The sequence below is a fragment of the Legionella steelei genome (assembly GCF_001468005.1).
In the GTDB taxonomy this organism is placed as follows: domain Bacteria; phylum Pseudomonadota; class Gammaproteobacteria; order Legionellales; family Legionellaceae; genus Legionella; species Legionella steelei.
On sequence record NZ_LNYY01000019.1, the window covers coordinates 984,046 to 1,009,327 of the forward strand.

The following is a 25,282-nucleotide window of genomic DNA, read 5'->3' on the forward strand; positions in this document are numbered from 1 at the left end:
TATTGCTTTCTTCAGAACGATAAGCACTTGTTCATTGAGCAGTGATAGCTTAATCAAATTGTCATCTTACATAGAGCGCATGGCAACTGGTTCTTGATGATCAGAAACCGCTGCTTGCAATATATCCGAATGCTTATGATTGGGTTTGTCCATAAACCCTTTAGCCAGACCTTTTAGATCTATATTTCCTGGATCGGCTTTTATCAATTTTTCCAATTTTTGGACGCACTTATCTTTCATATCACTCGTAAATTCTTTATAGCGTCCTTTGACGTCATCTCTCACCTCTTGAGTCATATTCGCAAAGCCACCTCTGCGATTGGCCTCTTGGCATAGAAGAACACCATGAATATTAGAACGTGTATTTGCTATAGTACAATTATCAACTTTCTGTGCACGTTGCTCGATAGTAGATATTGGAGGTTGGCCTTTAGTAACCTGATGAATTTTATCCATTACTTGTCCATGTGATAGCCCCTTATCGTGGCCGCTCATCACACCGTTTATAAAATCCGCGTTAACATCCTTTTTGTCTACCTCGTAAATTTGCGTCCCATACTTTCCCTTTGCTCCCTCACCTCGATTGGTGAATACTAAATAAACTTTGTCAGGGTTTCCTTCAACTGGCACAAAAGATAAACCCATAGCATGTCCCTTACAATTAATAGGTACCGAGGTGACCTTTCCTGCTTGTACTCGCTCAGAAAGCGCACGCCCTGCTTCAGGACTCCCTTCAGGAGTACTGAATTGAAAGTCTGCTTTTTTATTTGCAAAATCGAACGCATCTGCAATTTGCGCGAAATCTTTTTTAGCCGGTTGTTTCGTACACTCCTGGTTATATCCCTTTACAGCATCAGTCATCAATTGATAAGTGGGGCCCACATGCGCACGTTGAGAGGATGTGTTATCGACACTTTGCATTACTATACCCAGTACAAGCCCAAATTCTTTAACTACATGCAATTTATCTGGGCGTGATGCAGCATAGTCCTCAGGAGGAGTTATGGTCTTTTGTTGAAGCGCCTGCTGTCCACGCTGGCTATGAATTGCAAGATCATATTCATCCATGGATTGAACATCATATTTTGCGCCTGAATTAAGTAACGTTTGCGCCAGAGAGAAATCTTGCCCTTGCAGGGCTTGAGTTAATGGTGACTGTCCGCTTGAGTTTTTTGCAGAATTTAACGCAGTAGGCAGGTCTTGATAGCCACAATCTTTAGCAAGATCAGTTAATTCCGCTTTGGGATCCACTAAACCTTTGAGAATTGAAGCGAGCATCTTTTGGAAAAACAGAAATAATTCTTGAATGAAGCGATCTTCATCGATTTTTGCTTTTTGTAAGCCTTTAAGTTTATCTTGAGCCATATCTGTCTGGCTCATCGTAGTACTTTTAGGCGCAGATAAGTCTGTCATAATGAGAAGCACTTTTGTTTAAAAAAATAGGCATATCGAATCAAAATATGCCGCACCGAGTAAGAATGGTTCGTGAATTCTCCTACATTCAGCAGAAAAATGACCATCATTTTTATTAATTGTTACTTCCCTGCCCCTCCTAGATCACCACCACTCTTACCCTTTTTTTTACCGCCACCATCATCTTTATCGCTACTCGGAGTCGAATTACCTTGGGCAGAAACATCTCCACCGCCACCACCTTTGCCCATAAAACCTTTAACCGCACCAACAGCTTTCGTACCGTATCCACCCAAAGTTTTATCAATTTGTCCCTGTGCAGTTTGGGTTTCCTTACCGGCTTCCTGAGTCTTACCTTTTACTTCCTCACCCCATTGCGCAGTTTCTTGCCCCAAGCTTTCAGGAGAACCGCCAATCCATCGTAAGATTTTATCAGGTAAATAGGATATCAATGTAAATGATTTTTGGATTATCACTAAGTACATAGTGGTATAAGTTAATATTGAGAAGAAGAATGCATAGATTCCGGCCCAATCAGTATATCCACCTGTACCAGAAGGCGAGTCCGTACCACCTTGCGACCAGATACCCCTGGCGAGGTGAGCAGCATTAGTATTTTCCTGTTGGATAAATGCGATAGCCTGATCATATCCGGCATTGAGAACCCATACCCCCACATAAGATAACGCGATGGCCGAAATGTATCCAATAATCATCATGGAAGGTCTTAGGAACACATTAACCAAGATCATGATCGCCGCTTCACCTTTACCAAAGGCGTCATGTCCCTCAGGATGTGTCACCCCTAATGCAACAATCGGTGCAGCAACCATCGCTTCAATAACTGAGATTATCCAGCCCAAAGCCCCAAAGGTAAAAATCATATAAGGTAATATCGGGATGTAATACGCTGTGGTAAAGCCTACGCTGACCATGACGCCTACCCAAGCGATCACCAGTGGCATCGCTAAAGACATCATCGCAAAAATAAAGACCCCAAATACGGGAATTAACGCACTGGATATTGCCAAATTCAATAAGAGCATCCATAAGTTACCAGCGAAATTGATGTACTCATTTCCCATATTTGCTAATGCAATAACAGGGTTTACGCCTGGCTGCGAGATAATCGCAAGTCCCTGTTGAAAGATTGCTGCCATCCCTTGTAAGGGGATCATCAAGAAGGCTAAAACCACGCTATTGATAATCTCGCCAAAGATATCAAGAAACAGGTTATATACGGTAACTAAGATAATATTGTAAAATATATTTCCAAGTATTTGTCCTAAACAAATTGAGAAGAACGGCTTTACTTCACCGCAAGAAAAATTTTGGGGCTGTAATCGATACAGCGATGTACTGACACTGAAATTAATGGTGTTCGCAAAGGTCATTGGTTGTACTCCAGGTTGCCCAGGAGTTTGCATCATCAGTGCATTGTTAATAAAACCATATACGGTAGATGAGCTAGTACCACCCACCGCCGTCATGTTGGATTTCCATGAAGGTTTTACATTTTTAGAAGAATCTGAAGTAATTAAATTTCGTACTGCTTGTAATGGCGCAACATCTTGATTAAACCAAAGGCATAAATTCTTCAAACTTTTATTAGGAAGACTTCCATCAACACAGGTAGTACTTTTACCATCATCACTTATTTTAAATGCACTCGTTATTGCATCAGGACTAAATTTGCTGTCTCCCAAGCCGGTGTTTGAATCGACTTGACCTGCATTCTCTATGGTTCCAGATGTTCCCTGGATTCCTACCAAGTTAAAGAAATAGGCACCAGCCATAATCCATCCCTGCGTCTCAGCCTTATTGATAAACTCAGTGGATTTATCACCATTCGATGCTGAATTAATCAGGCGGTTTAGATTAACTGTGGGCATCATAATGCCGTTATAATCATTAATCGCATTGAGTAATTCGATACCAGTAAACAAAACTCCGCCAGCTGCAGAGCCTTGTGTAGGTCCCCAAATGACGCATCTGTCTTGCTGCGAAGTACCACTATCATAACTGGTACAAACTGTTCCATTTTGTTTATATGGCACACCAAATTGCTGAGTCGCATTCGCAGTAAACGCGCTCGGGTTGGCTTTTTGAGTAAAAGGGATTCCTGGATCATTAGTTATCATAGACCGAGCCACTGGCGCCAAATCCGAATACATTTGTTGGACTGCAATAGACCGTGACATTTGCGTTGCAGCAATTTCTGAAGGAGTTAACGTGTTATTGCCAACGGTTACGTTATTTCCTGCAGTATAATAGTTATAAACGATGTTACCATTTTTATCTTTCACAACGTTTCCGTTTTGATCGAGTTTAGGACTCTTACTTTTATCCAGTAAATCAGTAAAATTAGCGTTCCCGTTGCTAATGCTGTTCCATGTAATGGTGCCGCAAATCCCATTTAGAAATGCATAGTCGCTACCGGAATCAAAATTGGGCATGTCGACCTTCCAAGACTGATTGTTTGGCGCATTATTTTGCACAGCAACTGCATTGACCGAACCTAAAAAGTCAGGAACCGCAGTATTACAAAATTTATACATGGGGTCCTTAGAATCTTTGGCTGTATAGCACGATCCTTTTTGTTGCGATGCTGCATTGAGAAGATATTGTCTTTGAGCGGTCAATTGCGTCTGCAAGCCCAGCATGCACACTTGACCAGAAAGTATATTTACCACCCCGGTTGCAATGCTGCCAATCCCCGTACTTGAGCCAGTGACTTGCGATGTAAGATCGGAGGCCGGATTTATCTGTTGGGCCTGAATAATAACACCACCACGATTCAAATAACTTAAAGCAGCATTCCACACTTTATCTGCTGCACCAACCCCTTGCACAACCACCCACATAACAAAAATTTGCATTAAGCAATAACCAGAGGCCTTAGGGATCAATAAAGCCAAACCTACAGTGGAGCGAATTGGAATCCAAATGGAAGACCATTTTTGTCCCAGCATCTGCCCTTCGTGAGCAGTGTTCATGGTAGCGACCAAAAGGGTATACATAATAATGATACCGCCTAATGCCAAAACTGCGGCATTAAATACCGCAAACATACTACCCATAATTTGGCTGCCGGTGCCACTTAAAACACCATCAACAACACCAAATAAATTACTAAGAAAGACTACAGAGAAATCACTAGCAGGAGGTGCAAAACTCAACGATCCAGAACTATCGGCTAAAACTAAACCGGGACATAAAAGCAGGAGTAGAGTAACCAACAACTTATTCATTTCTTCTCTCCCAACAACCCCTGCCTATACCACTCATTAAAGGTACAACCAAGCTTACGATGCTTTATCTGAAAGTACCAAAAGTGGTAACGGAAGGCTAAAACAAGCGCAATCATAGTAACAATAAGACTAATAAGAAACGCTTTGATTGAACCGTAAAAAAGCTGATAACCAGCATACCCCAAAATCAAAACAGCAGCGATGACCATAATAATGCTTAAACGAAACAATGATTTTTGTTTCGTAAGTATATTTTCATCGCTAAGATTAAGTAACTTCACCGCTTCTTTAAATGATTCACCATCCGTTTTTTTCTGTGGCACAAACAAGCGTTTACAGCCATTTCCTAAATATAAGGTAAATGCCCTCATTCGCTCCCAATCGAACCATCTACGAACATTAAGGATCGTTGAAATTAGCCTAATTATTCTTGACTTCTTTTTCATATATTTTACTTCTTTCTTTTACCTTTCATAATATACTATAGTAGTAAGTAATGGTTTCGTCCATCCGCTAATTATAAGTAAAGAAAGAGTAAAAAATGCCAGATCTTAGTCATGAAGCATCCGCACAATACTGGTTTGAATATATTGATCCAATGATCTATAGAGTGATCACTTTTATGGAAAGTGTGGAAGATTGGACCCTTGATGGAAATCCAGAGTTTGAGCAGGCTATGGAGCAGTTAGGTAGAGAACTTGACGACATAGAAAAAATAGATATGGGGCTCCTGGCCGAAGAGGAGAAATTTATTCGCATCGTAGGAAATATTAAATCAGGTCGCGGACTGCGTCTGCTGCAGGCAATTGATACAGTCCATCCAGGTAGTGCTTCTCGTGTTTTAATCCATGCAGAAGAAACAAGTACAGGAAGCCATGATCCAGCGGGGGTTTTTCTCAAAAGAAACATTGTATTTGAACGTTTAAGATTGTTGTCGCGAGTTTTTTGTCAGTACCGTCTAAAACTTGTTTTACGTGCACTTGAAGGGGAAGAATAAATGAAATTATCGTCGTCTAAATTTGTATTGCTTAATCTGCTTTGTTTTACTGTTTTTCCTGCTGGAGCAGATAATGCAACTATGTTATATAGTCAACAGCAACAAATGTCTACTAATATGCAACAAATGGTCAAGTATTTCCAAAATTTTGGTAATTACTTGGGTTTTGATGTAACTAACCCTCCCCAAAAACCCCAGAACTTTGTGCTAAACTACACATTGATCAACACACCTGTAGCACAACTGGCTCAAACCTATGCGTTTTATACTTATTTAGGTTCGATCCCGGTAAACACTTATACAAGTGGTAGTACTGCGAATTCGAGTGGATCTACTGGAAATGCAGCAACTCCTTTCTCTGAATTAGTACCGAGTAACCTTAATAATATTCCTATAGCTCAAATAGCTAATAACCAAGTTAATAATACGTTTAATGGCTTTAATGGCTCGGGGTCTTCTAGCACCTTGTCAACAGTTACTGCGAACCCATTGTTCGATCAATCAGTGCAACAAAATCAATCATCAGGAGCTACTGGGGGAGCTGGCCAAGGAGCGTTTCAACAAGAGCCAGTAAGCCAAGCCATACTCAATATTTTAGGAACACCTGATGCCACTTACTGTATGGAAAATGGAAATCAACAAAATCCAACTATCTTTACAACAAACTGTAAGTATCTATATGGAGGATTAGTCTCCCAAAATGTAATAGGAACCTCCATACCCACTGCAACAACATTTTTTACCGGCAGTTACATTTCACAATTTTTAAATCAGCTTAATAGCAACGCACTAACTGGGCCATTAATGTATTCAACTGATAGTCTTGATAATGCTGGCAGTACAAACGGCGGATTAAACGCACAAAATCAACAGCAACTTGCCAATAATTTTATTCGTTATGTTTCAGGCAGCCTTGTGCCTATAAAATTGCCCAAATGGTATGATTTCGACCAACTTTCTTTGGCGACTACGCCTAACACTGACGGTTCTGTCGGTACGAAACAAATTCAGGCGACACAATTAATTACCAAATACCTGACAAGCTTGCGTACCTATGCTGCCCAAAACTCAGTAGGAGTAAGTAACCTATACTATATTATGTCTAAAAGAATGCCTCAAACTCCAGCGCAGGGCGCAGGAACAACAGGAACGGGGGGGCAAAATCTAACACCAATGAGCCAAGCCCTAAGTGAATATAATATGGCAACTTGGCGATTATTTCCTAATGGTGCCACTGCTGCAGGTGCTACCAATACTCCGAGTACCGGAGGAGCTGGTGGTACTGGTGGTCAACAAGAAAACACTCAGTGGATTACTCAACTTAACACTGCAGCACCAGCTACTGTAGAAAAAGAAATTGCCATCTTACTTGCAGAGATTAATTATCAACTGTACTTAGATCGACAAATCCATGAACGTCTATTAATGACCAATAGCATCTTGTTATTACAAAGCGTTCGTAGTGGCGCACCAAATGCTGATCTCACTACATCACAATAATAACCCTATTCATTCTGTATTCGTTTTAGTCTGGGTAATTTGCATATGCATGTTACTCAGACTTTTACACGCCGATATCATTTTATATACGTCATTTACAAAGCGAAACAAGATACGCTTACAAAAGACTAAATGAATACACTGTGACAAACTGAGCACTATTATCCAGAAAGAACAAACAAGGCAAAGAACAAATGGTTAATAAGTAAACGATTACATCAATACTTCGTAATATCATTAAATAAACCCGCCCTTAATGTAGAAATTTAATACTTGGTATTTTAAAATTAGCCATCATTTTTCCATCCGTTGCTTGGTATGAAAAACATCCTTTTTCAAGAGTCCCTTCTCGTTTCTGGCATCATGTGTTTTGATGGTTGCGGCAATGCAATCCAAAACTTACTGAGTTCATGTATTGATGATTGTATTAAAGACAAACTTCTTCCTGCAGATGCACACCCCATCATAGATGCGGAACCAAATGGACTTGGTATTCATCGCTTAAATATCTCCATTGAAAGTGAAACGAGTGATTTTATTCCCGCGAAAAATTTTCATGCAACTCTTTTAGCTAAGATTAAAGAGGACATACCCTTCGAGTTCATAGACAACCCTGAGGAAGAGCAAGAGCATAAACACTCTAAAACCAATTGGATAAATATATTAATTAATCTCATTGCAATGGGTTTAGTTACCACGTTAGCGCTCATATTTCCGCCCTCAATTTTGTTGACTGTGGGTTTGACTTCAATCTCTTTTCTCGCTACCGCTTTTACAGCTCGTGAATATTTGATTAATTTTTTCCGTAACTTGCGCACCGGCTCCCTGACCAACATGGCTACCACGATTAGTCTGGGTTGGTTTTTATCTCTAGCACACACACTTTTTCATACAATTACTATGCCGTTAGCCAGTAGTTTTTCCATGGCCTTTATGAATTTTATCATGCCAATTATGTTGATAACTTGTATCAACAGCATGGATGAAATTAAACGTCTTGTTTTAGACAAGTCAAAAAAAATGCAATTAAAGGGGATGAAAACTATATTCCCACAAATGTCTGAACAATACGATTGCTATCATTTATCACAGGGCGAGTCAGAGGTTTTAATCAACAATATGACTATTTACCTCAAAAACAAAGTCCAGCCTCTTTCTGAAAGTCGTTCTTTAGCAAGCGATGCAGAGGATAGTACTTTATTGTTAATTAAAGATTTAAAAAATAGAGAAATACGAGGGGTAAAGAAAGGTTTACTGAGAGAAGGTATGCTGATTAAGGTTAAACCTGGAGAATGTTTTCCCGTTGATTGCATTTTAGTTGAGGGTAATACCATTATCGATGCGTCACTTCTCACAGGGGAGTCGCAGCAAAGCAAACAACTTTGGCAGCATATTCCTGCAGGAGCAATTAACCGTGGTCAATTGGTATCAGTTTATGCTACCAAAAACTCATACAATAGTACTGTCAATAGTCTGCTATTTCGTGCAAACCGTGCGCGAAAAACATCGACTCCTACCTCTGAGTCAATACCTCCATTTGCATACCTTTATACAGCCTTAGTTGTTATTGGCATCGCAGCGGCTATCATTGCTCCAATTGCCTTCGGGATCGCAACCTTTTCTTTGATCATGCAAAATATAATTGGCATCCTATTTTCAGTATGTCCTTGTACTATTGCCATTGCCCACCAGCTACCCAGCTTAATCAGCATCCACCATCGGAATAAAAAAGGAATTCAATTACGCGATGAGACACTAATGGGCGGACAGGATGATGAAATACACACCATTGTCTTCGATAAAACAGGGACTCTGACTACAGGGAACTCTGAAGTAGAATCATCTGATATTAATATCAGTTCACCATTATGGCAAAGAATTTATTTATTAGAAAAAATTTACGGTGGAGAGCACCCCCTGGCTAAAGCAATCATGAAGCACTATGAAACGCGCAGAAACCCTCATATTCGTTTTGATGAGATCAAGGATTGCAACATAGATCCGCAGAGCCGTGGGTTAGCTGCGATGATACAAGGAAAATTGATTCAAATAGGTAACGCTGAATATTTAAGAAGCAACAAAGTAATTCTCCCGCAAATCGATCAAGCAAAAATTGAACAAGGCTTCTCCGCTGTTTATGTTGCAGAAGACGGTATTTACCAAGGAGTTATCTATATTAAGCATGAGGCAAGAAAAGGTATTGTAGAGGCCCTTTCCCGCTTAAAGAAAGAAGGGAAGAAAATTATCATGCTCACTGGCGATAATCGTGCATCAGCTAAAGGATTTAATCATCAAATCGGTTCTATTTTTGCAGAGGAAGATATCCACACGGAACAAACACCACGAAATAAAGAAAGTTTTCTAACAACACTCATGGCTACTTCGGGGATCAATCCTAAAGGAGTCTGGTTCGTGGGCGATGGTTTAAATGATGCTCCTTGCTGTCGCGTTGTTTCTGAAAGGGGAGGAGTCAGTTGTGCTATGAATTCTAGTGATAAATCAGCATTTTTTACTGATATTTGTTTAAACGGCTCATTAGATTATTTATTTCAACACAACAAATTAAATCGTTTTGCACATCAAGACGTCACACAAAACAAGTTGATTTTAACCTATAGCACCATCGCTTTCTTAGCTTTTATTATCAGCTTCTGCATCGCCGGTATCCCAGTTTCACCGCTAATTCCTATGGCGATAATGCTGTCAACGACTCTTTTTGTTTTATTTAATTCTTATCGAGTACAGCTTTCTATTGATACTGCCCTTGAGAAGAGTACCCCCTGGCCTAAAGCTCTTTTGGCATCGAATCTATCCATCGGCTTATTATTGGGAGCAAGCGCCTTACTCATTTGCAGCGTGTTGATTGCAACAATTGCGACAGGCGGTCTCGCATTACCCGTCATCACTTTTACAGCAGGGGCTGCCGCAGCCTTTAGCAGTATTTGCTCCTTGTCCGCAATGGGCTTATTCAGTGCCTTTACGACATTGCTAACGACCTCATTATTGTCCGAACGATTTACAACTTCACCAACTGATGAGGTGAATTTAAATGTGCATCAACAGCAATCTAGCACACATGAACCGCCTACAACACCTGACGTTGATCGAGAGACAGAACACTTTGGTTTTTTTCTTGATAGATTTCCTAAAACGAGTGCCACCCCAAAACTGCGCCACCCAGAAGAAGGATTGTCAGAACATTACTCTATGATTTGATTCGAGCCTAATATTCTGTTTCTTATTGGAAACAATAAGATCAACTTAGAAGCAACCTCAATAAAAACTCAAAAAGCCGCAACAGGTTTCACTTCATGTCACCCTGGCCACAAGTAAATTTATAAAAATATGGGATGTCCAAAAAATAATTTTTTTCTCGATAAATTAACGTCATCTCTGTTTCAAGGATCGACAATTTGAGTTAAATTAATGTGAATATGGGAAACAAACGGATCATTCCCGCACTCACATGAATAAAAATGGAATAAAAATAAATGGACCTTTCCTCTAGAAAAAAAGCATTTCAATTATTTAGTGATTATTTTATTAATTCCGATCAGAAATTAACTGCATGGCTCTTACTTGGAGGGATTTTTTTAAGCATTATCGCCATTGTTGCGATAACGGCCTTTCTGCCTTGGGGGTTTTTAGGATTTTGGGCAGCACTTACAGCAAAAGAATTAACGGGGTTTCTGTTTTATAGTGGCGCCATCGCCCTAACCAGTGCCGTCATTATTGGCATGAGTAGCTTAATGGATTATTTAACTGATACCTTATCCATCAAATGGCGGTCATGGTTAACATCAAAATACATTAATAAATACCTCTTTGGGAAAAAAAACTATCTGGACTTAGCCCGTGTTGCACCACATATTGACAACCCGGAACAACGCATTCAAAAAAACATTAAAGGCTTTGTTGATCATACTCTGTCGTTAAGCACTGAATTTTTTAGATCCACATTAAGCTTAGCGATCTTTATTGGCACGCTTTGGGTTATTGGCGGCACGCTTACCATAGTAGTTTTCGGGGCTAATCTCGTTATTCCCGGGTATCTTGTGTGGGCTTCGTTAGGTGTTGCATTAATCAACAGTGTGATTACCCATATGTTAGGCAAATCATTAACCGCGATTAATCAAAAAGAAGATCTTTTGGAAGCAAAACTTAGGAAAGATTTGGAATTTATTCATAACGAATCTGAAAATATTGCTCTTGAAGGTGGAGAGCATTACCACCAAAAAATACTAGAGAATGATATAGAGCAAGTATCACAAAATGCATTCCAGAAAATGTGGGTCAATTTAAAGGTATCTGCCTTTCAAATGTGCAACAGCTACCTTGCTGATATATTACCCTATCTTTTCGCAGCTCCTGCTTATTTCTCAGGATTAATCGATTTTGGACAGATAGCCCAAATCGGCATGTCGTTTAATGAGGTCAATAAAGCCTTTAATTGGTTTGTTGACTCCTATACTGAATTGCAGAAGTATCAATCGAGTATTGAGCGAATTGCCCAACTCGAAGAAGAGCTGGATAATGAACGACGTGAAATAAACCCCAAGAATATTCATATTCATGAATCGCAAACAACGACTTTAGCGGTAAAAAATTTAACACTTGCATATCCACGTGCTTCAAAGCCTGGCCACATGATGCGTAATTTAAATTTGGAATTTAAACCCGGAGAAAATACCTTAATCAAAGCACCTTCAGGTTTTGGTAAGAGCACCTTTTTCAAAGCAGCTCGCAGAACTTGGGGCTATGGAACTGGTGAAATTAGTATTCCCCAACATCAAAAAACTTATTTCTTACCTCAAAAACCATTAATTCCTCATGACACATTAAAAGCCATACTTGCCTACCCCGACCCAGTTAGCACCTATGTTGATGATCAATATAAAGCAGTATTGTGTGCTGTTGGTGGGAAAATGGAGCAATTTATTGCAGAGTTAGATCAAGAAGATGCCTGGTCAACAAGATTATCTCTTGGCCAGCAACAACGAATTTCTTTTGCTAGAGCCTTATTAAAGAAGCCCGATTGGCTCTTTTTAGACGAAGCCACTGCGTCACTGGATGAGGAAAGTGAGGCCCATCTCTATCGCCTTTTAAAAGAAAAACTACCCCACACAACTGTAATCAGTATTGCACATCGCTCTACGGTAATGAAATTCCATCAACGTGTTGTGTCATTTGAACCATCATCTGAGGAGATACAACAACAAAGTAGCTTAGGCCGTTCAATCTAGTGATTGATATCCTTCTAAAACGATCGAGAGCTTCTCCATCACCTCATCAACAGAAATTAATTGCATGGGCTCTTCACCATGTACATGCTGGCCCCAGACATCTTCAATGCGCTTACTACCTAGAATTTTTTCTGCCGCTTCGGGATAACGATTTACAACTAAATGCTGAAAAAGATAAGGACCTGAAATAAGCGGGTTAGTCACCGCATGCAAGGCAATAACCGGAGTGTTTACCGCAGTAGACATATGCGAAGGACCTGTATCAGGACAAAGAACAACCGTCGCTTTACTGATAAGTGCCAATAATTGTTTGGGTTTGGTTTTGCCAACGAGATTGACTGCAGGGATAACTTGGGTTATTTGTTCTGCCAAATGTTTATCAAAATCAATCGGCCCCCCAGTAATAAGCACTTGCACATTCCATTGTTCCTGCGCTCGTTGCAATACTTCGATATAACGCGCAACAGGCCAACTCCGTTCGGGCTTGCTTGCTGCGGGATTAATTACCAAAATTGGGCCCTGTTTTGGTAAATGCTGTTCTGCCCACTCATAATCCGCAGAAGAAATAGGTAAATCCCAGCGAATAACACGTTCCTTTATTCCTAAAGCCTGAGCAAATTTCAAAAAACCATCTAAAGTATGCTCCAAGCCTGGGGTAATGCGCTCATTAACAAATAAACCATGTGCATCGTTTGCTCGATGTTCATCATACCCTATTTTGCGTTTTGCTTTGATCAAAGGATAGAGGAAGTTGGTCCTGAGACTGGCTTGTGGCGCTAATAAAACATCAAAGGTACGCCCTTTCATTTGCTTTTTAAAGCGCCAATAGTCTACAACTGTGTTCGGTTTGTCAATTAGAATAAACTCAACACCGTCCATCCCTTCCACCAAATCAAAAGCAGGCTTGGAAATGATCCAAGTCAATTTGGCTTGGGGAAGACTGGCTTGTAAGGTTCTAATGAGCGGAACCGCCATTAAAACATCACCTAATGCAGATAAACGTACAATACAAATGGATTTAATCATTCTGCAAAACAAACCTCGAACCACAATAAGGACAAACTTCCACACCAGTTTTTTCAATAGGTAAATAAACCTTAGGATGGGCATTCCATAACACCATATCCTTTGTCGGGCAACTCAAAGGTAATTCATTACGATGTACTACATAATTTTTTTTCGTACTCGCTGGTTCTTTTTTAGCGTCTTTCATGATGTTCCTTTAAACTTATTTGGTAGGATTATCTAATATTTCCCCAATTTTCGCTATAATCTCATCGCGAAAAGCCTCATTTTGTGGATCATAATAAAAAGCCTCCCCCCAACTCCTAAGCCAGGTTAACTGACGTTTCGCCAGTTGCCGGGTAGCAGCAATCCCTTTATCACGCATTAGAGAATAATCAAAATCATCCTGCAAATATTCAAGTGCTTGTCTATACCCTACACAACGCATTGCAGGCAAATTCATGGTTAAACTCCATTTTTGCTGTAACTGTTTTACTTCCTCAAGAAAGCCTTCCGCGAGCATATGATCAAAACGTTGTGCAATACGTTCGTGCAACCATGCTCTTTGCTCAGGAAAAAGAATAAAATTCACAAAATGATAATCCGGTTTCTCATTGTGCTGCGCAAGGAAAGAAGACAATGTTTTACCCGTCACATAATATACCTCTAATGCACGTTGAATTCGTTGTGTATCATGAGCATGAATACGTGCAGCAGCTTCAGGATCAATCTGTCTTAATTTTTGATGAAGTGCAGGCCATCCAGCTAAAGCAGCCTCATCCTCTAATTGCTGGCGCACAACAGGATCGGCTTCTGGTAAAGTAGATAAGCCTTTTTGTAATGCATTAAAATACATCATCGTCCCTCCCACGAGTAGAGGAATTTTGCCTTTCTTAATGATCGCGTCACATAAGGATAAAGCGTCAGTACAAAATTGAGCAGCAGAATAAGACTCAATTGGATCTTTGATATCAATTAAATGATGTGGCGCAACGTGTAGTTCTTGAGGAGTTGGTTTAGCAGTTCCAATATTCATATCTCGATAAATCATTGCGGAATCAACACTAATCACTTCAAAAGGATAATGTGTTACTAACTCACACGCCAAAGCCGTTTTCCCTGAAGCAGTAGGTCCCATCAAACAAAAAACTAATTTAACCATTCATCATCTCAATCAAACACCGTAATCACACCCTCATCCGCCCTACGGGCACCTCCCTTGCAAGGAAAAGGGATTTTAACTTAAGTTAAGAAAAAATCCCTTCAAACATCTACTAATTTTCTACAATCTTCATGTGTTAATTCTTTAAATAATCCTGGCTGCTGATTTCCCTCTTTATAAATAGCCAACAGCAACTCATTTAATTCCATTTTTTCCTCGAAACTTAAAAGTCTGGGATCAAATTCTTGTGTGCGATTCATTAATTCCAACAATGTACTTTGATGCATGACATCGCATTCAACAATAGAATCTAAAAACAAACGCAAATCCAAATAAGGCATACAAAGAGGAATACTACGGATAAACACCTCATGTTCTCCCGCCCACTCAAGACTCATGCCTAACTGTTTGAGACACAGTTCCCACTCCACCGCGCTGCTCTGAAGTTTTGCTGGTAAGACATAACGAATCGGCACCAACAAAGGCCTGCTTGCTAAAGGAAAATTCAACTGGGAAATTTGCTGTTGCAACCTATATTGATGTAACGCCACGACATCAACAACATACGGTTGCTGCTGTATTACTGTTAAAATATATCTACTATTTAAAACAACCCAAGATAATTCAGTTTTCGAATGATAAATACTTCTGCTTAAACCCGTCAATTTGGGATAGGGTTCATAAATCTCTGGCCTTTGCTCCTGACTCGGCTGTGTGTATAACGCATATGATACTTCTTCTTGAGGTGCATTTTGTGACATCAATGCTGCAAGCAGTTGTGAGGTAAAAAAATCAAATACCAAGCGCGGTTGCTGAAAGCGTACCTCATGCTTGGTAGGATGCACATTCACATCTACCTCTGCGTGGTTCATTGTAAAGTACAGCACACATGCAGGAAACCGTCCAGGATGTAACAAACCATCATAAGCTTGCTTTAGCGCTTGATTAATCAACTTGTCTTTTACCATGCGCTGATTAATGTAAACCCACAAACGATCATTCTGGCTACGCTGAAAATTAGGGCCGCTTATCCAGCCACAAAGTTTCATTGCCCCATGTTCTACATCAAGATAAATTGCTTCTTTAACAAAAGGACCTCCTAAAATACGAGTTATACGTGTTAGGCGAGTTCGTTCATTGGTGGCGGCAGGCAAAGATAAAATCTGTTTTCCATTATGTTTTAATGTGAGCGCAATTCCCGGCGCACTTAAAGCAAAACGCTTCACTACAGTTTCTATTGCTAAAAACTCCAGTTTTTCACTTTTTAAAAATCGTTTTCGAACCGGTGCATTAAAAAATAAATCAACCACATCGACTGTAGTTCCTACACCACGAGCACAAGGAGAAAAAGAGCGTTCTGTGCCCTGTACGCGTAACATTGCCGCCGTTTCTTGATATTCCGGTTTAGAACTAATTGTAACTTTTGCAACCGAGGCAATGCTGGCCAAGGCCTCACCGCGAAAGCCCATGCTATCAATCGCATATAAGTCATCGAGTGAGTTGATTTTACTGGTCGCATGTGCAGCAATAGCTAAAGGTAAATCCTCAGCAACGATTCCTATGCCATTATCACTGATTTTGATTTGATTCAGACCACCGTAACCTATTTCAATGCTAATCGCATCAGCCCCTGCATCCAAAGAATTTTCCAATAATTCTTTTACTACTGATGCCGGTCGCTCTATTACTTCACCCGCAGCAATTTGATTTGCTATAAGTGGCGGTAATTGCTGAATTCTTATGCCCATGCTGGAGGAATCACCAATTTCTGCCCTGGCTTAAGTCGAGTAATACCACGTAAATGATTTGTGGATTGGAGGGCAGCAACCGAGACACGATAACGAGCAGCGATAGCAGGTAAAGTTTCGCCTGCACGTACTAAATGCACATTGTTCGTTGTCATGGCTTCAAGGCGCGATCCATGCGGAGGATTTTCCCAGAAATAACCTTTAATACCTTGAAAAATTGCCTGACTCAAACGTGCTTGATAACGAGGGTTTGTTAAATTACGTTCTTCTACGGGATTTGAAATAAATCCTGTTTCCACCAAAATTGAAGGGATGTCAGCAGACTTCAACACCATAAATCCGGCTTGTTCCACTTTATTATTATGTAAATTAGTAAAGTTGCCCAGTTGATTTAAAACCCGTCCCCCCATTTGCAACCCAGAGTTAATCGTAGCAGTTTGTGATAAATCAATAAGAACCGAACGTACTACACCATTCTGGTCGTCTAAATCACCTAAATTCACACCACCCAATTCAGAATAGTTTTCTTTTTCTGCAAGCCAGCGAGCCGCTTCACTCGTTGCACCTCGTTGTGATAAAGCAAATACAGAGGCCCCATTTGAATGAGGGTTATTAAATGCATCCGCATGAATGGCTACAAAAATATCACCATTATATTTTCTGGCAATATCCAAGCGTTGTCGCAAACCGACATAATAATCTCCAGAACGCGTTAATACTGCACGCATTCCTGGTTGCTTATCAATTAATTGTTTTAACTTTAATGTAATCGCCAATACAACGTCTTTTTCCCGGCTGTGATGAGGGCCGCGAGCGCCAGGATCTTTGCCTCCATGACCTGCATCTAAAACAACAATCACATCACGCAAATTAGAAGGCCTACCACTTACCTTAATCGGCTGTTGATTGGCTAAAATCGGATGAGCTGGCTGTTTCGGCTCAATTGGCGCAGGCAATTTTGTCTGTTGTGCCGTCTTTATCTTGATAGGGAATTTTTGAGGCACTGCAGGAGCAATTTTTGAGGGAATATGTGCCACAATTGGACTCACAGGACGACCACTATGTACTAAATCAACCCGCACGCCCCCAAAAGCGCCATTAGGTTTCCAAGGAGACGATCTGAGCTGTACTTTTTGATTGAGGTCGAACACTAATCTTAAGGTTCGTGGATCAGAATGTCCACTACGAACTTGTCTTACCAACCCATTGATTAGACCCAGCTGGTTTAAATTCACAGCCAATTGCGTTTCCTTTAAATCCACTACAACACGCTCAGGATTACTTAAAAAAAACACTTTATGGGTGAACGGCCCATTGATTGTTAGAAAAAGAGAGGTTTGATTCCCTTGTTGTTTTAGTGCCACAGATTTAAGTTGCGCACTAAATGTTGCAATGGAGCAAAGACACATTACAATAAAACACCATGAGCGAAATATCATCTTTCACCTACCAGGCGAGCCAAAATTCTTTTACCCACTGTGCTCAATGCCATTATTTGCATTTCACGTCCAGCCCCTTTAATACTTAACTTAAAACGAATATCTACATTAGGCAATGTTTTTCCGGCATTTTCAGCCCATTCAATACAACATATACTCTCTGGCGTAAAATAATCTCTGAATCCCAAATATTCCAGCTCGTCTTCATGATGTATTCGATAAAGATCAAAATGATGAACAGTTAAATGCTTGCATGTATAGCTTTCTACTAGTGAAAAAGTAGGGCTTTTAATCGCCGATTCGACTCCCAGATGTCGCAACATGGCACGAATAATGGTGGTTTTACCTGCCCCCAACTCCCCACTAAAGGTCATAATTAGCGAGGGACAAAGACAAGCTGCCAATTGAGCGGCGAAACGCTCACTTGCCGTTTCATCAGGCAAATCTAATATGCTTACTGTATCCGATTCACTGTTTATCATCATTCAGTGTAATTCAATATATGAGGTAAAACATCAAATAAATCACTGGCTAATAAGCCAGTTCCCCCCAGTTTTTTGGCTACCTGGTCTCCAGCAACCGCATGCGCCCAAACACCGCATTGTGCTGCATCAGCTAAAGAAAACCCTTGCGCACAGAGGCCGGCAATAATACCGCTTAATACATCACCCATGCCAGCACTTGCCATAGCAGGATTACCCCGAGGACAAACAAAAGTATCTTTTTCTGCAGTTTGAATCACAGTACCAGCACCTTTCAACACCACCACCCCACCATATTGCTGTTGAATGTTTGCCGCGGCTTGGTACCTATCTTTCTGAATCAAATCGGTAGAAGAGGATAACAGACAGGCCGCCTCACCAGGATGTGGGGTCAAAATCCAATTATCATCCAGTTGAGCATACTCGGATAACAATCTTAATGCAGATGCATCAATCACCATAGGTAATTGTGACGTAATAGCAGTCAAAAAGAGGTTAAGCGCCCATTCACTTTCCCCTAAGCCGGGACCAATCACACAGACTGTAGCGCGAGCTAAGAGTGGCATTAAATCGTTAGCTGTTTTTACTGCGCTTATCATAGCCTCTGGAATTAATGGTAACGCACTCTTTGCATGTTCAGGCCAAGTTGCAACAGTTACAGCACCTGCGCCCGTGCGCATTGCAGCTTTCGCAGCCAAGCTAATAGCTCCCGGCATGCCTGGCCCACCGCCAATTATTAACACATGACCATAACTTCCCTTATGCGAATTTTTTTTACGCTCAGCAAGCGGCAACGGTAAAGTCGCTGAATTTAAAAGATGTGCAGCAGGGGCTAGTTTTGAAACACATGCATCAAGCTGTAACGAACAGCAATGAATCGCCCCACAATAATCGGGACCATCTGCTGTATACATACCCGCTTTCGGCGCTATGAACGTTAGCGTCGTATTGGCTTTGACACAAAAATTTTCAACCTTTCCTGTATCTGTATTAAGGCCAGAGGGAATATCTAAAGCCACAACCGGCAGACCGCTGGCATTGATCTGATGAATTGCCGAAGCAATAACTCCATGCACAGGCCCTTTCAAGCCAATCCCTAAAAGCGCATCAATAATTAACTCAGCGTCACTATCTATAGGCTCATCCGCTGCTTGGCAGTCAACCCCAGCATTTATCGCCGTTAACGCTGCATGCTGTGCTGCAAAAGGAAGATCGGCTACAGCCTTGCACTGGTAAATCGTGACGAATAATCCGTGTTCATGTGCTAAACGTGCAACAACATACCCATCGCCGGCATTATTTCCTGCACCACAATATACTGCAAGATGCCGAACCTGTGGGTATAGTTTTGTTATAAGAAAAAATGCTTCGCTTCCTGCTCGTGACATTAATTCATTTTCGTCTAATTGATACAAAGATATTGCTTGTTGTTCACAAGCCCTAATTTGTTCACAACGATAAAGGGAGTTTGCTGGGATGCTCACCTTGTGCTCCAAATCTATTAAGGCCTGTTTTCAGGCCTTAGTTCGAACACGTTTCTTATGTAGTCTAGGATGCAATGAATCAAAACCCTGACTTCAGAACGTCCAGGTTTTGGGTTCGCCTTCACCCAGGCTACTTCCTTTTACTTGACTAATTTTAATGAAGGCTTACTTTTAGAAGCTGATGCGCCCTCAGATTCTGCACCAGAGGTTCCAGAAGATGCTGGTGGCGGTTCTTCTTCATCTTCTATGGCAAAAGCGATGCCTCTGCCATTTTCCTTAGCGTAAATTTCCAACACAGCTGCAGGCGGAACAAAAATTTGTTCTGTCTTTCCTGAAAATCGTGCAGTAAAAATAATTCGATCGTTTTCTAATAAAAGACCACGAGTTGCTGCAGGAGAAATATTTAACACAATACGATCATTGTTCACATGCTCTTTAGGCACTTGCACCCCTGTATATGCAGCATTAACCATGATATAAGGTGTTAACTCGTTATCCACGATCCAATCGTAGGCAGCACGAATTAAATAAGGTTTATTTGATGTCATTGTCATAGATTTATGCCGCTCTTAGTTGCCGCTCAGCATCAGTCAAGCTTGCTTGAAACGATTCCCGTTTGAACAAGCGCTGCATGTAAGCAATTATTCCTTTAAACTCCGGTGTAATCTCTATCCCCAATCGAGGCAAACGCCACAATAAAGGTGCTAATGCACAATCCAACAGGGAAAATTCATCACTTAAAAAATAGGGCTTATCTGCAAATACAGGATCAAGAGCAGTTAAACTTTCAAATAAGTTTGCCCTAGCCTGCTCCACATTATCATCCCTTAAAATACGATTCATTAAATAATACCAATCATGTTCTATTCTGTGCATCATTTTTCGAGTTTCAGCACGAGCAACTGGGTATACTGGTAATAAAGGTGGATGAGGAAAACGCTCATCTAAATATTCCATAATAATACGTGGCTCATAAAGTACAAGTTCTCTATCAATTAAAGTAGGAACAGTTCCATATGGATTAACTGATAAAAGATCAGCGCTGGGATCCGACTGTCTCGCAACAAGAATTTCTACATTCACCCCTTTTTCAGCCAACACAATCCGCACCTGATGACTGTAAACATCATCTGTATCGGAAAATAAAGACATTATAGTGCGCTTCGCAACAATTGCCATGAGCAACTCCTATTTAATTCATTAAACCTATATAAAGGTAAAGTTCACACACAAAACCCGCACTTTACCACATTTTTGCCTTTTTGGGTTACTTTATGCCGATTTTTCGCCAATAAACTGTTTTTAAACCCACTACAACAAGGAATAAAACAAATAAAAAGCCAACAACAAAGAATCCCATGCGATAACGCAGCGGTTGTATTGGCTCCCCCACATATGCAAGAAAAGTAACCAAATCTTGTAAATTCATATTAAATTGCCCAGAAGGCAATTCATGATTTAATGTGTCTAGAATATTTGGCATAGCAACGTCAGGAACAAGTCGGTTATTGGTTCCAAAAGGTCGTGCTTCATCCTTATAAAAACCATTGAGATAGCTATAGAGCCATCGCGTACCTTTTTCTCGAGCAACTAAAGATAAATCCGGAGGTACAACTCCAAACCATTGTTTTGCATCCTCTGGAGGCAAAGCAATACGAATAGGATCATTAATTGTTGCTTGAGTAAAAATTAGATTATTCTTTAATAAATCTTCATTTATTTGGCCATCAAACCGAGTTAAGCCCAATCCTTTGGCCATATGATTATAACGTAAATACTTCAAAGAGTGACAGCCAGAACAATAATTCATAAATAGCCGAGCACCTCTTTGCAAACTTGCCTTGTCTTGTACATTAAACTCAACTGGATCTGCGTATACAACTGGATTCACAAATAAACCTGAACATGCCAACAAGTAAAAAACGCCTGCTGTCTTATGCATTATCGCCCTCCTATGCGAGCAGGCAATGGACGCGTTGCTTCTAAACGAGTATAAAAAGGCATTAATAAAAAATAAGCGAAGTATAATCCAGTACTGACACGAGCCAAAAATAAGCGCACCGGTGTGACTGAGGTTGTTCCTAAATAACCCAATAACACAAAAGCAATGACACCAAGAAACAACATAATTCGTGAGTAGTTTCCTTTATAACGCATTGAACGTACTGAGCTGCGATCAAGCCAGGGTAACAAAAAAAGAAATAATAAAGCGAATCCCATACACATTACACCCAATAACTTATCTGGGATAGCCCGTAGCATGGCATAAAATGGTGACATATACCACATTGGTGCAATGTGATCTGGCGTAACTAAAGGATTAGCCGGGGTAAAATTATTATGCTCTAAAAAATAGCCGCCCATTTCGGGAGTGAAAAACACTACCGCAAAAAACAGAATGAGAAAAGCAAGTGTCATCACTAAATCTTTAATCACGTAATAAGGATGAAAAGGGATTTTATCTAAAGGCTCACCTTGTGCATCCCGCTGTTTTTTGATGTCGATCCCATCTGGATTATTAGAACCTACCTTATGTAATGCAACAACATGCAAGAACACCAGCATAAAGAGTAGCAGAGGAATAGCGATAACATGTAAAGCAAAAAAACGTTGTAATGTCGCGTTACCAACCGTGTAATCACCTCTTAACCACACCACGAGGCTTTTACCGATATAAGGTATTGCACTTAACAAGGAAGTGATTACCTCAGCCCCCCAATAGGACATTTGCCCCCAAGGCAATAAATAACCAAAAAAGGCACCGGCTAAAAGCAAGAGATATAAAAACATCCCTAAGAGCCAAACCAACTCCCTTGGTCTTTGGTACGAGCCATACAATAAACCACGAAACATATGTAAATAGATAACAATAAAAAATGCTGAGGCGCCAGTAGAATGCATGTAACGCAATAACCAACCAAAATTAACATCGCGCATTATATATTCTACAGAAGAAAAGGCCTGTTCCGCACTTGGAGTATAAAACATGGTAAGCCACAAACCAGTAATAAATTGGTTGGCCAAAACCACAAGTGCTAAAGAACCAAAAAAGTAAAAAAAATTTAAATTTTTAGGAAGATAATAAGCACTAAAATAATTTTTCCACGTGCTCATCAGCGGAAAACGCTCATCGATCCAATTAAGGAATCTATTCATTTAATCTAGCCTTGTTTTATTACTCATTGTATTTGTTGTAGCCTAGGTGCAGCGAAGGAGAACCCGGGACTGTAAACATAGTTTTCCCGGGTTTTGCTTCGCTGCACCCAAGCTACTAATTATATAGGCATAAAATTTATGCCTTATCCTCGCCAATAACAAGAGTATGCTTATCAATAAAATAATAGGGAGGAACCTCTAGATTAATTGGCGCAGGAACATCTTTAAAAACTCTGCCAGAAAGATCAAAAGTGGAACCATGACAGGGACAGAAAAAACCACCTGGCCACTCGGGGCCTAAATCACCAAGATTAGGTTTGTATTTAGGAGAGCAACCTAGATGCGTACAAATTCCTATAAGTACTAAATATTCTGGGTTAATGGATCGATGTTCATTTTTTGCATAGGAGGGTTGCTGTTGGGTTAAAGAATGGGGGTCACGTAATTTTGAAGAATATGTGGATAACCGTTGCAGCATTTCTTGAGTTCGTCTGATTATCCATACGGGCCTACCACGCCATTCAACAACGGCCTGCTCGCCTGGTTCCAGTTTACTTAAATCCACCTGCACTGGAGCACCTTCTGCTTGCGCTTTGGCACTTGGTAACCAAGAAGCAACAAAGGGTGTTAAAGCACATAAAGCCCCTATACCTCCGAGCACACAGCCTGTAGTTAACAAAAATCGGCGACGATCTTCATCTACAAGATCGTTTTTCTCCTGCTCAGGATCAGCAATTTTATTCACCATAGCATTTGTTTGTATGTAGTAGCCTGGGGGCAGCGAAGCAGAACCCGGGGATTACGATTTATAAAGCCTGCTGGATCCCGCTTCGCTGCATCCAGGCTACGTAAACAAAAAACCCCGCAAATGCGGGGCCTTTGAACCAAAAAACGATTAACGTTTTGAGTATTGAGTTGCACGACGTGCTTTGTGCAAACCCACTTTCTTTCTTTCAACACGACGTGAATCACGAGTTAACAAACCACGTGCACGAAGCTTTCTGCGAACAGAATTTGGATTTGGCTCAGCATCTTCTGCTAATCCTTTTTCATCATAAGCAACTAAGGCTCTTGCGATACCTAAGCGTACAGCACCTGCTTGACCAGAAATTCCACCACCAGCTACTGTGATGTAAATATCAAACTTATTAACAAGGTCAACTGTTTCTAATGGCTGCATAACAACCATGCAAGAGGTTTCACGACAGAAATATTCTTGTAAAGTACGACCGTTTACTTTGATGTCGCCTTTGCCTGGACGCAAAAACACACGAGCTGTTGAACTTTTTCTACGGCCGGTACCGTAGTATTGCTTCATTTCAGCCATAATACTTATTCCTCAATATCAAGTTGCTTGGGTTGCTGTGCAGTATGTGGATGCTCGCTACCAACATATACTTTTAGCTTACGATACATCTCTCTACCTAAAGGATTTTTAGGTAACATGCCTTTAACAGCAAGTTCGATAATTCTAACAGGATTTCTAGCCTGTAATTTTTCAAAACTATCTGATTTTATTCCACCTGGATATCCAGTGTGACGATAGTACATCTTATTAGTAAACTTACGGCCGGTCACAATAACCTTTTCCGCATTTGTAACAACGATGTAATCGCCTGTATCAACATGGGGGGTATACTCAGCTTTATGTTTGCCACGTAAACGACGGGCAATCTCAGTTGCTAAGCGACCCAAAACTTTATCGCTGGCATCAACCACTAACCAGTCACGTTTGACTTCATGGCTTTTGGCACTAAATGTCTTCATTAAATGAACTCCGAACCGCCTAAATTGGTAATCTTCTATCATGGACGGGCGATTTTAACCAAAACAGAAACATCCTACAAGTAAAAAAGGATAAAAATTTATAAGCAATTAATTAAATCCGTGTAAATATAACAAATTTCATACAAGAATCATAATGATTTTTGTTCTAATTGTAGCCTGGGTAATCGTACGAGGGATACTACGTTGTATCAGCATGTCTAGAAAATAATCTAAACTCATCCGTATTAGACGTTTTCCCTCATTGATATGCTTTGCTCAATTTGATACAGGTGGGGCCTAGGTCCAACCTACACTCATTCTTGATCAATTAATAACTGGTCAACAACACCACCAGCAATTAAATGTTTTTCTATAATTTCGTCAATATCAGAAAAAGAGGAATAAGAGTACCATACCCCTTCAGGATAAATCACAATACAAGGACCTGAACTACAACGTCCAAGACAGCCTGATTTACTGACGCGCACTTTACCTGGACCATGCATCTCTAATTCCAGAAGCCGTGTCTTCATATAATCAAAAAAAGCTTCACCACCAGTATTGGCGCAGCATTGCTTGCCTGCAGCCTTTTGGTTGGTGCATAAAAGAACATGTTTGTTGTAATACATCAATGA

At 40.5% G+C, this 25,282-nt stretch carries 22 protein-coding genes; 4 read left to right on the forward strand and 18 right to left on the reverse strand.

Annotated features, from left to right (window positions below; all coding sequences use genetic code 11):
• Positions 1 to 66: 66 nt before the first annotated feature.
• The 3 genes from ankD to icmV all read right to left on the reverse strand — a co-directional run bounded on the left by ankD (position 67) and on the right by icmV (position 5,110).
• A complete protein-coding gene (gene ankD, locus Lste_RS08445) occupies positions 67 to 1,413 on the reverse strand; it encodes a Dot/Icm T4SS effector AnkD/LegA15 (protein WP_058510594.1) in 1,347 nt (448 codons plus the stop codon).
• Positions 1,414 to 1,535: 122 nt separating this feature from the next.
• Positions 1,536 to 4,664: a type IVB secretion system protein DotA gene (dotA, locus tag Lste_RS08450; RefSeq protein ID WP_058510595.1), complete on the reverse strand. Its 3,129-nt coding sequence runs from the start codon at positions 4,662 to 4,664 to the stop codon at positions 1,536 to 1,538.
• Complete coding sequence (gene icmV / locus Lste_RS08455; protein ID WP_058510596.1) at positions 4,661 to 5,110, reverse strand: type IVB secretion system protein IcmV; 450 nt, start codon at positions 5,108 to 5,110, stop codon at positions 4,661 to 4,663. Before icmV ends, dotA begins: the two co-directional genes overlap by 4 nt.
• Before the next feature lie 95 nt (positions 5,111 to 5,205).
• Here icmV and icmW point away from each other — a divergent pair, with 95 nt between their 5' ends.
• The 4 genes from icmW (at position 5,206) to Lste_RS08475 (ending at position 12,404) form a co-directional block, all read left to right on the forward strand.
• Positions 5,206 to 5,661, forward strand: coding sequence for a type IVB secretion system protein IcmW (gene icmW, locus Lste_RS08460; RefSeq protein ID WP_058510597.1), 456 nt, complete (start codon positions 5,206 to 5,208; stop codon positions 5,659 to 5,661).
• On the forward strand, positions 5,662 to 7,161 hold the full coding sequence (gene icmX / locus Lste_RS08465; protein WP_058510598.1) for a type IVB secretion system protein IcmX: 1,500 nt from the start codon (positions 5,662 to 5,664) through the stop codon (positions 7,159 to 7,161).
• A 318-nt stretch (positions 7,162 to 7,479) separates the two neighbouring features.
• Positions 7,480 to 10,377 carry an HAD-IC family P-type ATPase gene (locus Lste_RS08470; protein ID WP_083503936.1) on the forward strand — a complete coding sequence of 966 codons (2,898 nt, stop codon included), beginning with the start codon at positions 7,480 to 7,482 and terminating at the stop codon, positions 10,375 to 10,377.
• 275 nt (positions 10,378 to 10,652) lie between these two features.
• Positions 10,653 to 12,404 carry an ABC transporter ATP-binding protein/permease gene (locus Lste_RS08475; RefSeq protein WP_058510600.1) on the forward strand — a complete coding sequence of 584 codons (1,752 nt, stop codon included), beginning with the start codon at positions 10,653 to 10,655 and terminating at the stop codon, positions 12,402 to 12,404.
• Here the strand turns inward: Lste_RS08475 and Lste_RS08480 are convergent.
• From Lste_RS08480 to Lste_RS08550, 15 genes are all read right to left on the reverse strand, one after another.
• Positions 12,396 to 13,430 carry a glycosyltransferase family 9 protein gene (locus Lste_RS08480; RefSeq protein WP_058510601.1) on the reverse strand — a complete coding sequence of 345 codons (1,035 nt, stop codon included), beginning with the start codon at positions 13,428 to 13,430 and terminating at the stop codon, positions 12,396 to 12,398. The genes Lste_RS08475 and Lste_RS08480 overlap by 9 nt on opposite strands.
• The gene (locus tag Lste_RS08485; RefSeq protein WP_058510602.1) at positions 13,423 to 13,617 is read right to left on the reverse strand and encodes a zinc-finger domain-containing protein; all 195 of its coding nucleotides are present in this window, start codon (positions 13,615 to 13,617) and stop codon (positions 13,423 to 13,425) included. Before Lste_RS08485 ends, Lste_RS08480 begins: the two co-directional genes overlap by 8 nt.
• Positions 13,618 to 13,632: 15 nt before the next feature.
• Positions 13,633 to 14,571 (reverse strand): tRNA (adenosine(37)-N6)-dimethylallyltransferase MiaA, encoded by a 939-nt coding sequence (miaA, locus tag Lste_RS08490; protein WP_058510603.1) that lies wholly within the window; start codon positions 14,569 to 14,571, stop codon positions 13,633 to 13,635.
• A 101-nt stretch (positions 14,572 to 14,672) separates the two neighbouring features.
• Positions 14,673 to 16,319, reverse strand: coding sequence for a DNA mismatch repair endonuclease MutL (mutL, locus tag Lste_RS08495; protein WP_058510604.1), 1,647 nt, complete (start codon positions 16,317 to 16,319; stop codon positions 14,673 to 14,675).
• Complete coding sequence (locus tag Lste_RS08500; protein WP_058510605.1) at positions 16,310 to 17,758, reverse strand: N-acetylmuramoyl-L-alanine amidase; 1,449 nt, start codon at positions 17,756 to 17,758, stop codon at positions 16,310 to 16,312. The genes mutL and Lste_RS08500 overlap by 10 nt, the downstream gene beginning before the upstream one ends.
• Positions 17,755 to 18,243, reverse strand: coding sequence for a tRNA (adenosine(37)-N6)-threonylcarbamoyltransferase complex ATPase subunit type 1 TsaE (gene tsaE / locus Lste_RS08505; RefSeq protein ID WP_416338563.1), 489 nt, complete (start codon positions 18,241 to 18,243; stop codon positions 17,755 to 17,757). Before tsaE ends, Lste_RS08500 begins: the two co-directional genes overlap by 4 nt.
• Entirely contained in the window at positions 18,240 to 19,718 is a 1,479-nt protein-coding gene (locus tag Lste_RS08510) for a bifunctional ADP-dependent NAD(P)H-hydrate dehydratase/NAD(P)H-hydrate epimerase (RefSeq protein ID WP_058511695.1), read from the reverse strand. The genes tsaE and Lste_RS08510 overlap by 4 nt, the downstream gene beginning before the upstream one ends.
• A 146-nt stretch (positions 19,719 to 19,864) precedes the next feature.
• Positions 19,865 to 20,278 (reverse strand): ClpXP protease specificity-enhancing factor, encoded by a 414-nt coding sequence (locus Lste_RS08515; RefSeq protein WP_058510606.1) that lies wholly within the window; start codon positions 20,276 to 20,278, stop codon positions 19,865 to 19,867.
• A gap of 4 nt (positions 20,279 to 20,282) precedes the next feature.
• Positions 20,283 to 20,903, reverse strand: coding sequence for a stringent starvation protein SspA (gene sspA, locus Lste_RS08520; protein WP_058510607.1), 621 nt, complete (start codon positions 20,901 to 20,903; stop codon positions 20,283 to 20,285).
• Positions 20,904 to 20,991: 88 nt separating this feature from the next.
• Complete coding sequence (locus tag Lste_RS08525) at positions 20,992 to 21,669, reverse strand: cytochrome c1 (RefSeq protein ID WP_420324189.1); 678 nt, start codon at positions 21,667 to 21,669, stop codon at positions 20,992 to 20,994.
• On the reverse strand, positions 21,666 to 22,880 hold the full coding sequence (locus Lste_RS08530) for a cytochrome b (protein ID WP_058510609.1): 1,215 nt from the start codon (positions 22,878 to 22,880) through the stop codon (positions 21,666 to 21,668). The genes Lste_RS08525 and Lste_RS08530 overlap by 4 nt, the downstream gene beginning before the upstream one ends.
• Before the next feature lie 136 nt (positions 22,881 to 23,016).
• Positions 23,017 to 23,628: a ubiquinol-cytochrome c reductase iron-sulfur subunit gene (gene petA / locus Lste_RS08535; protein ID WP_058510610.1), complete on the reverse strand. Its 612-nt coding sequence runs from the start codon at positions 23,626 to 23,628 to the stop codon at positions 23,017 to 23,019.
• A 147-nt stretch (positions 23,629 to 23,775) separates the two neighbouring features.
• Positions 23,776 to 24,207, reverse strand: coding sequence for a 30S ribosomal protein S9 (gene rpsI, locus Lste_RS08540; RefSeq protein ID WP_058510611.1), 432 nt, complete (start codon positions 24,205 to 24,207; stop codon positions 23,776 to 23,778).
• Between the two features lie 5 nt (positions 24,208 to 24,212).
• Positions 24,213 to 24,647, reverse strand: a complete 435-nt coding sequence (rplM, locus tag Lste_RS08545) for a 50S ribosomal protein L13 (protein ID WP_058510612.1) — start codon at positions 24,645 to 24,647, stop codon at positions 24,213 to 24,215.
• A 314-nt stretch (positions 24,648 to 24,961) separates the two neighbouring features.
• Positions 24,962 to 25,276: a (2Fe-2S) ferredoxin domain-containing protein gene (locus Lste_RS08550; protein ID WP_193393394.1), complete on the reverse strand. Its 315-nt coding sequence runs from the start codon at positions 25,274 to 25,276 to the stop codon at positions 24,962 to 24,964.
• Positions 25,277 to 25,282 lie beyond the last annotated feature (6 nt).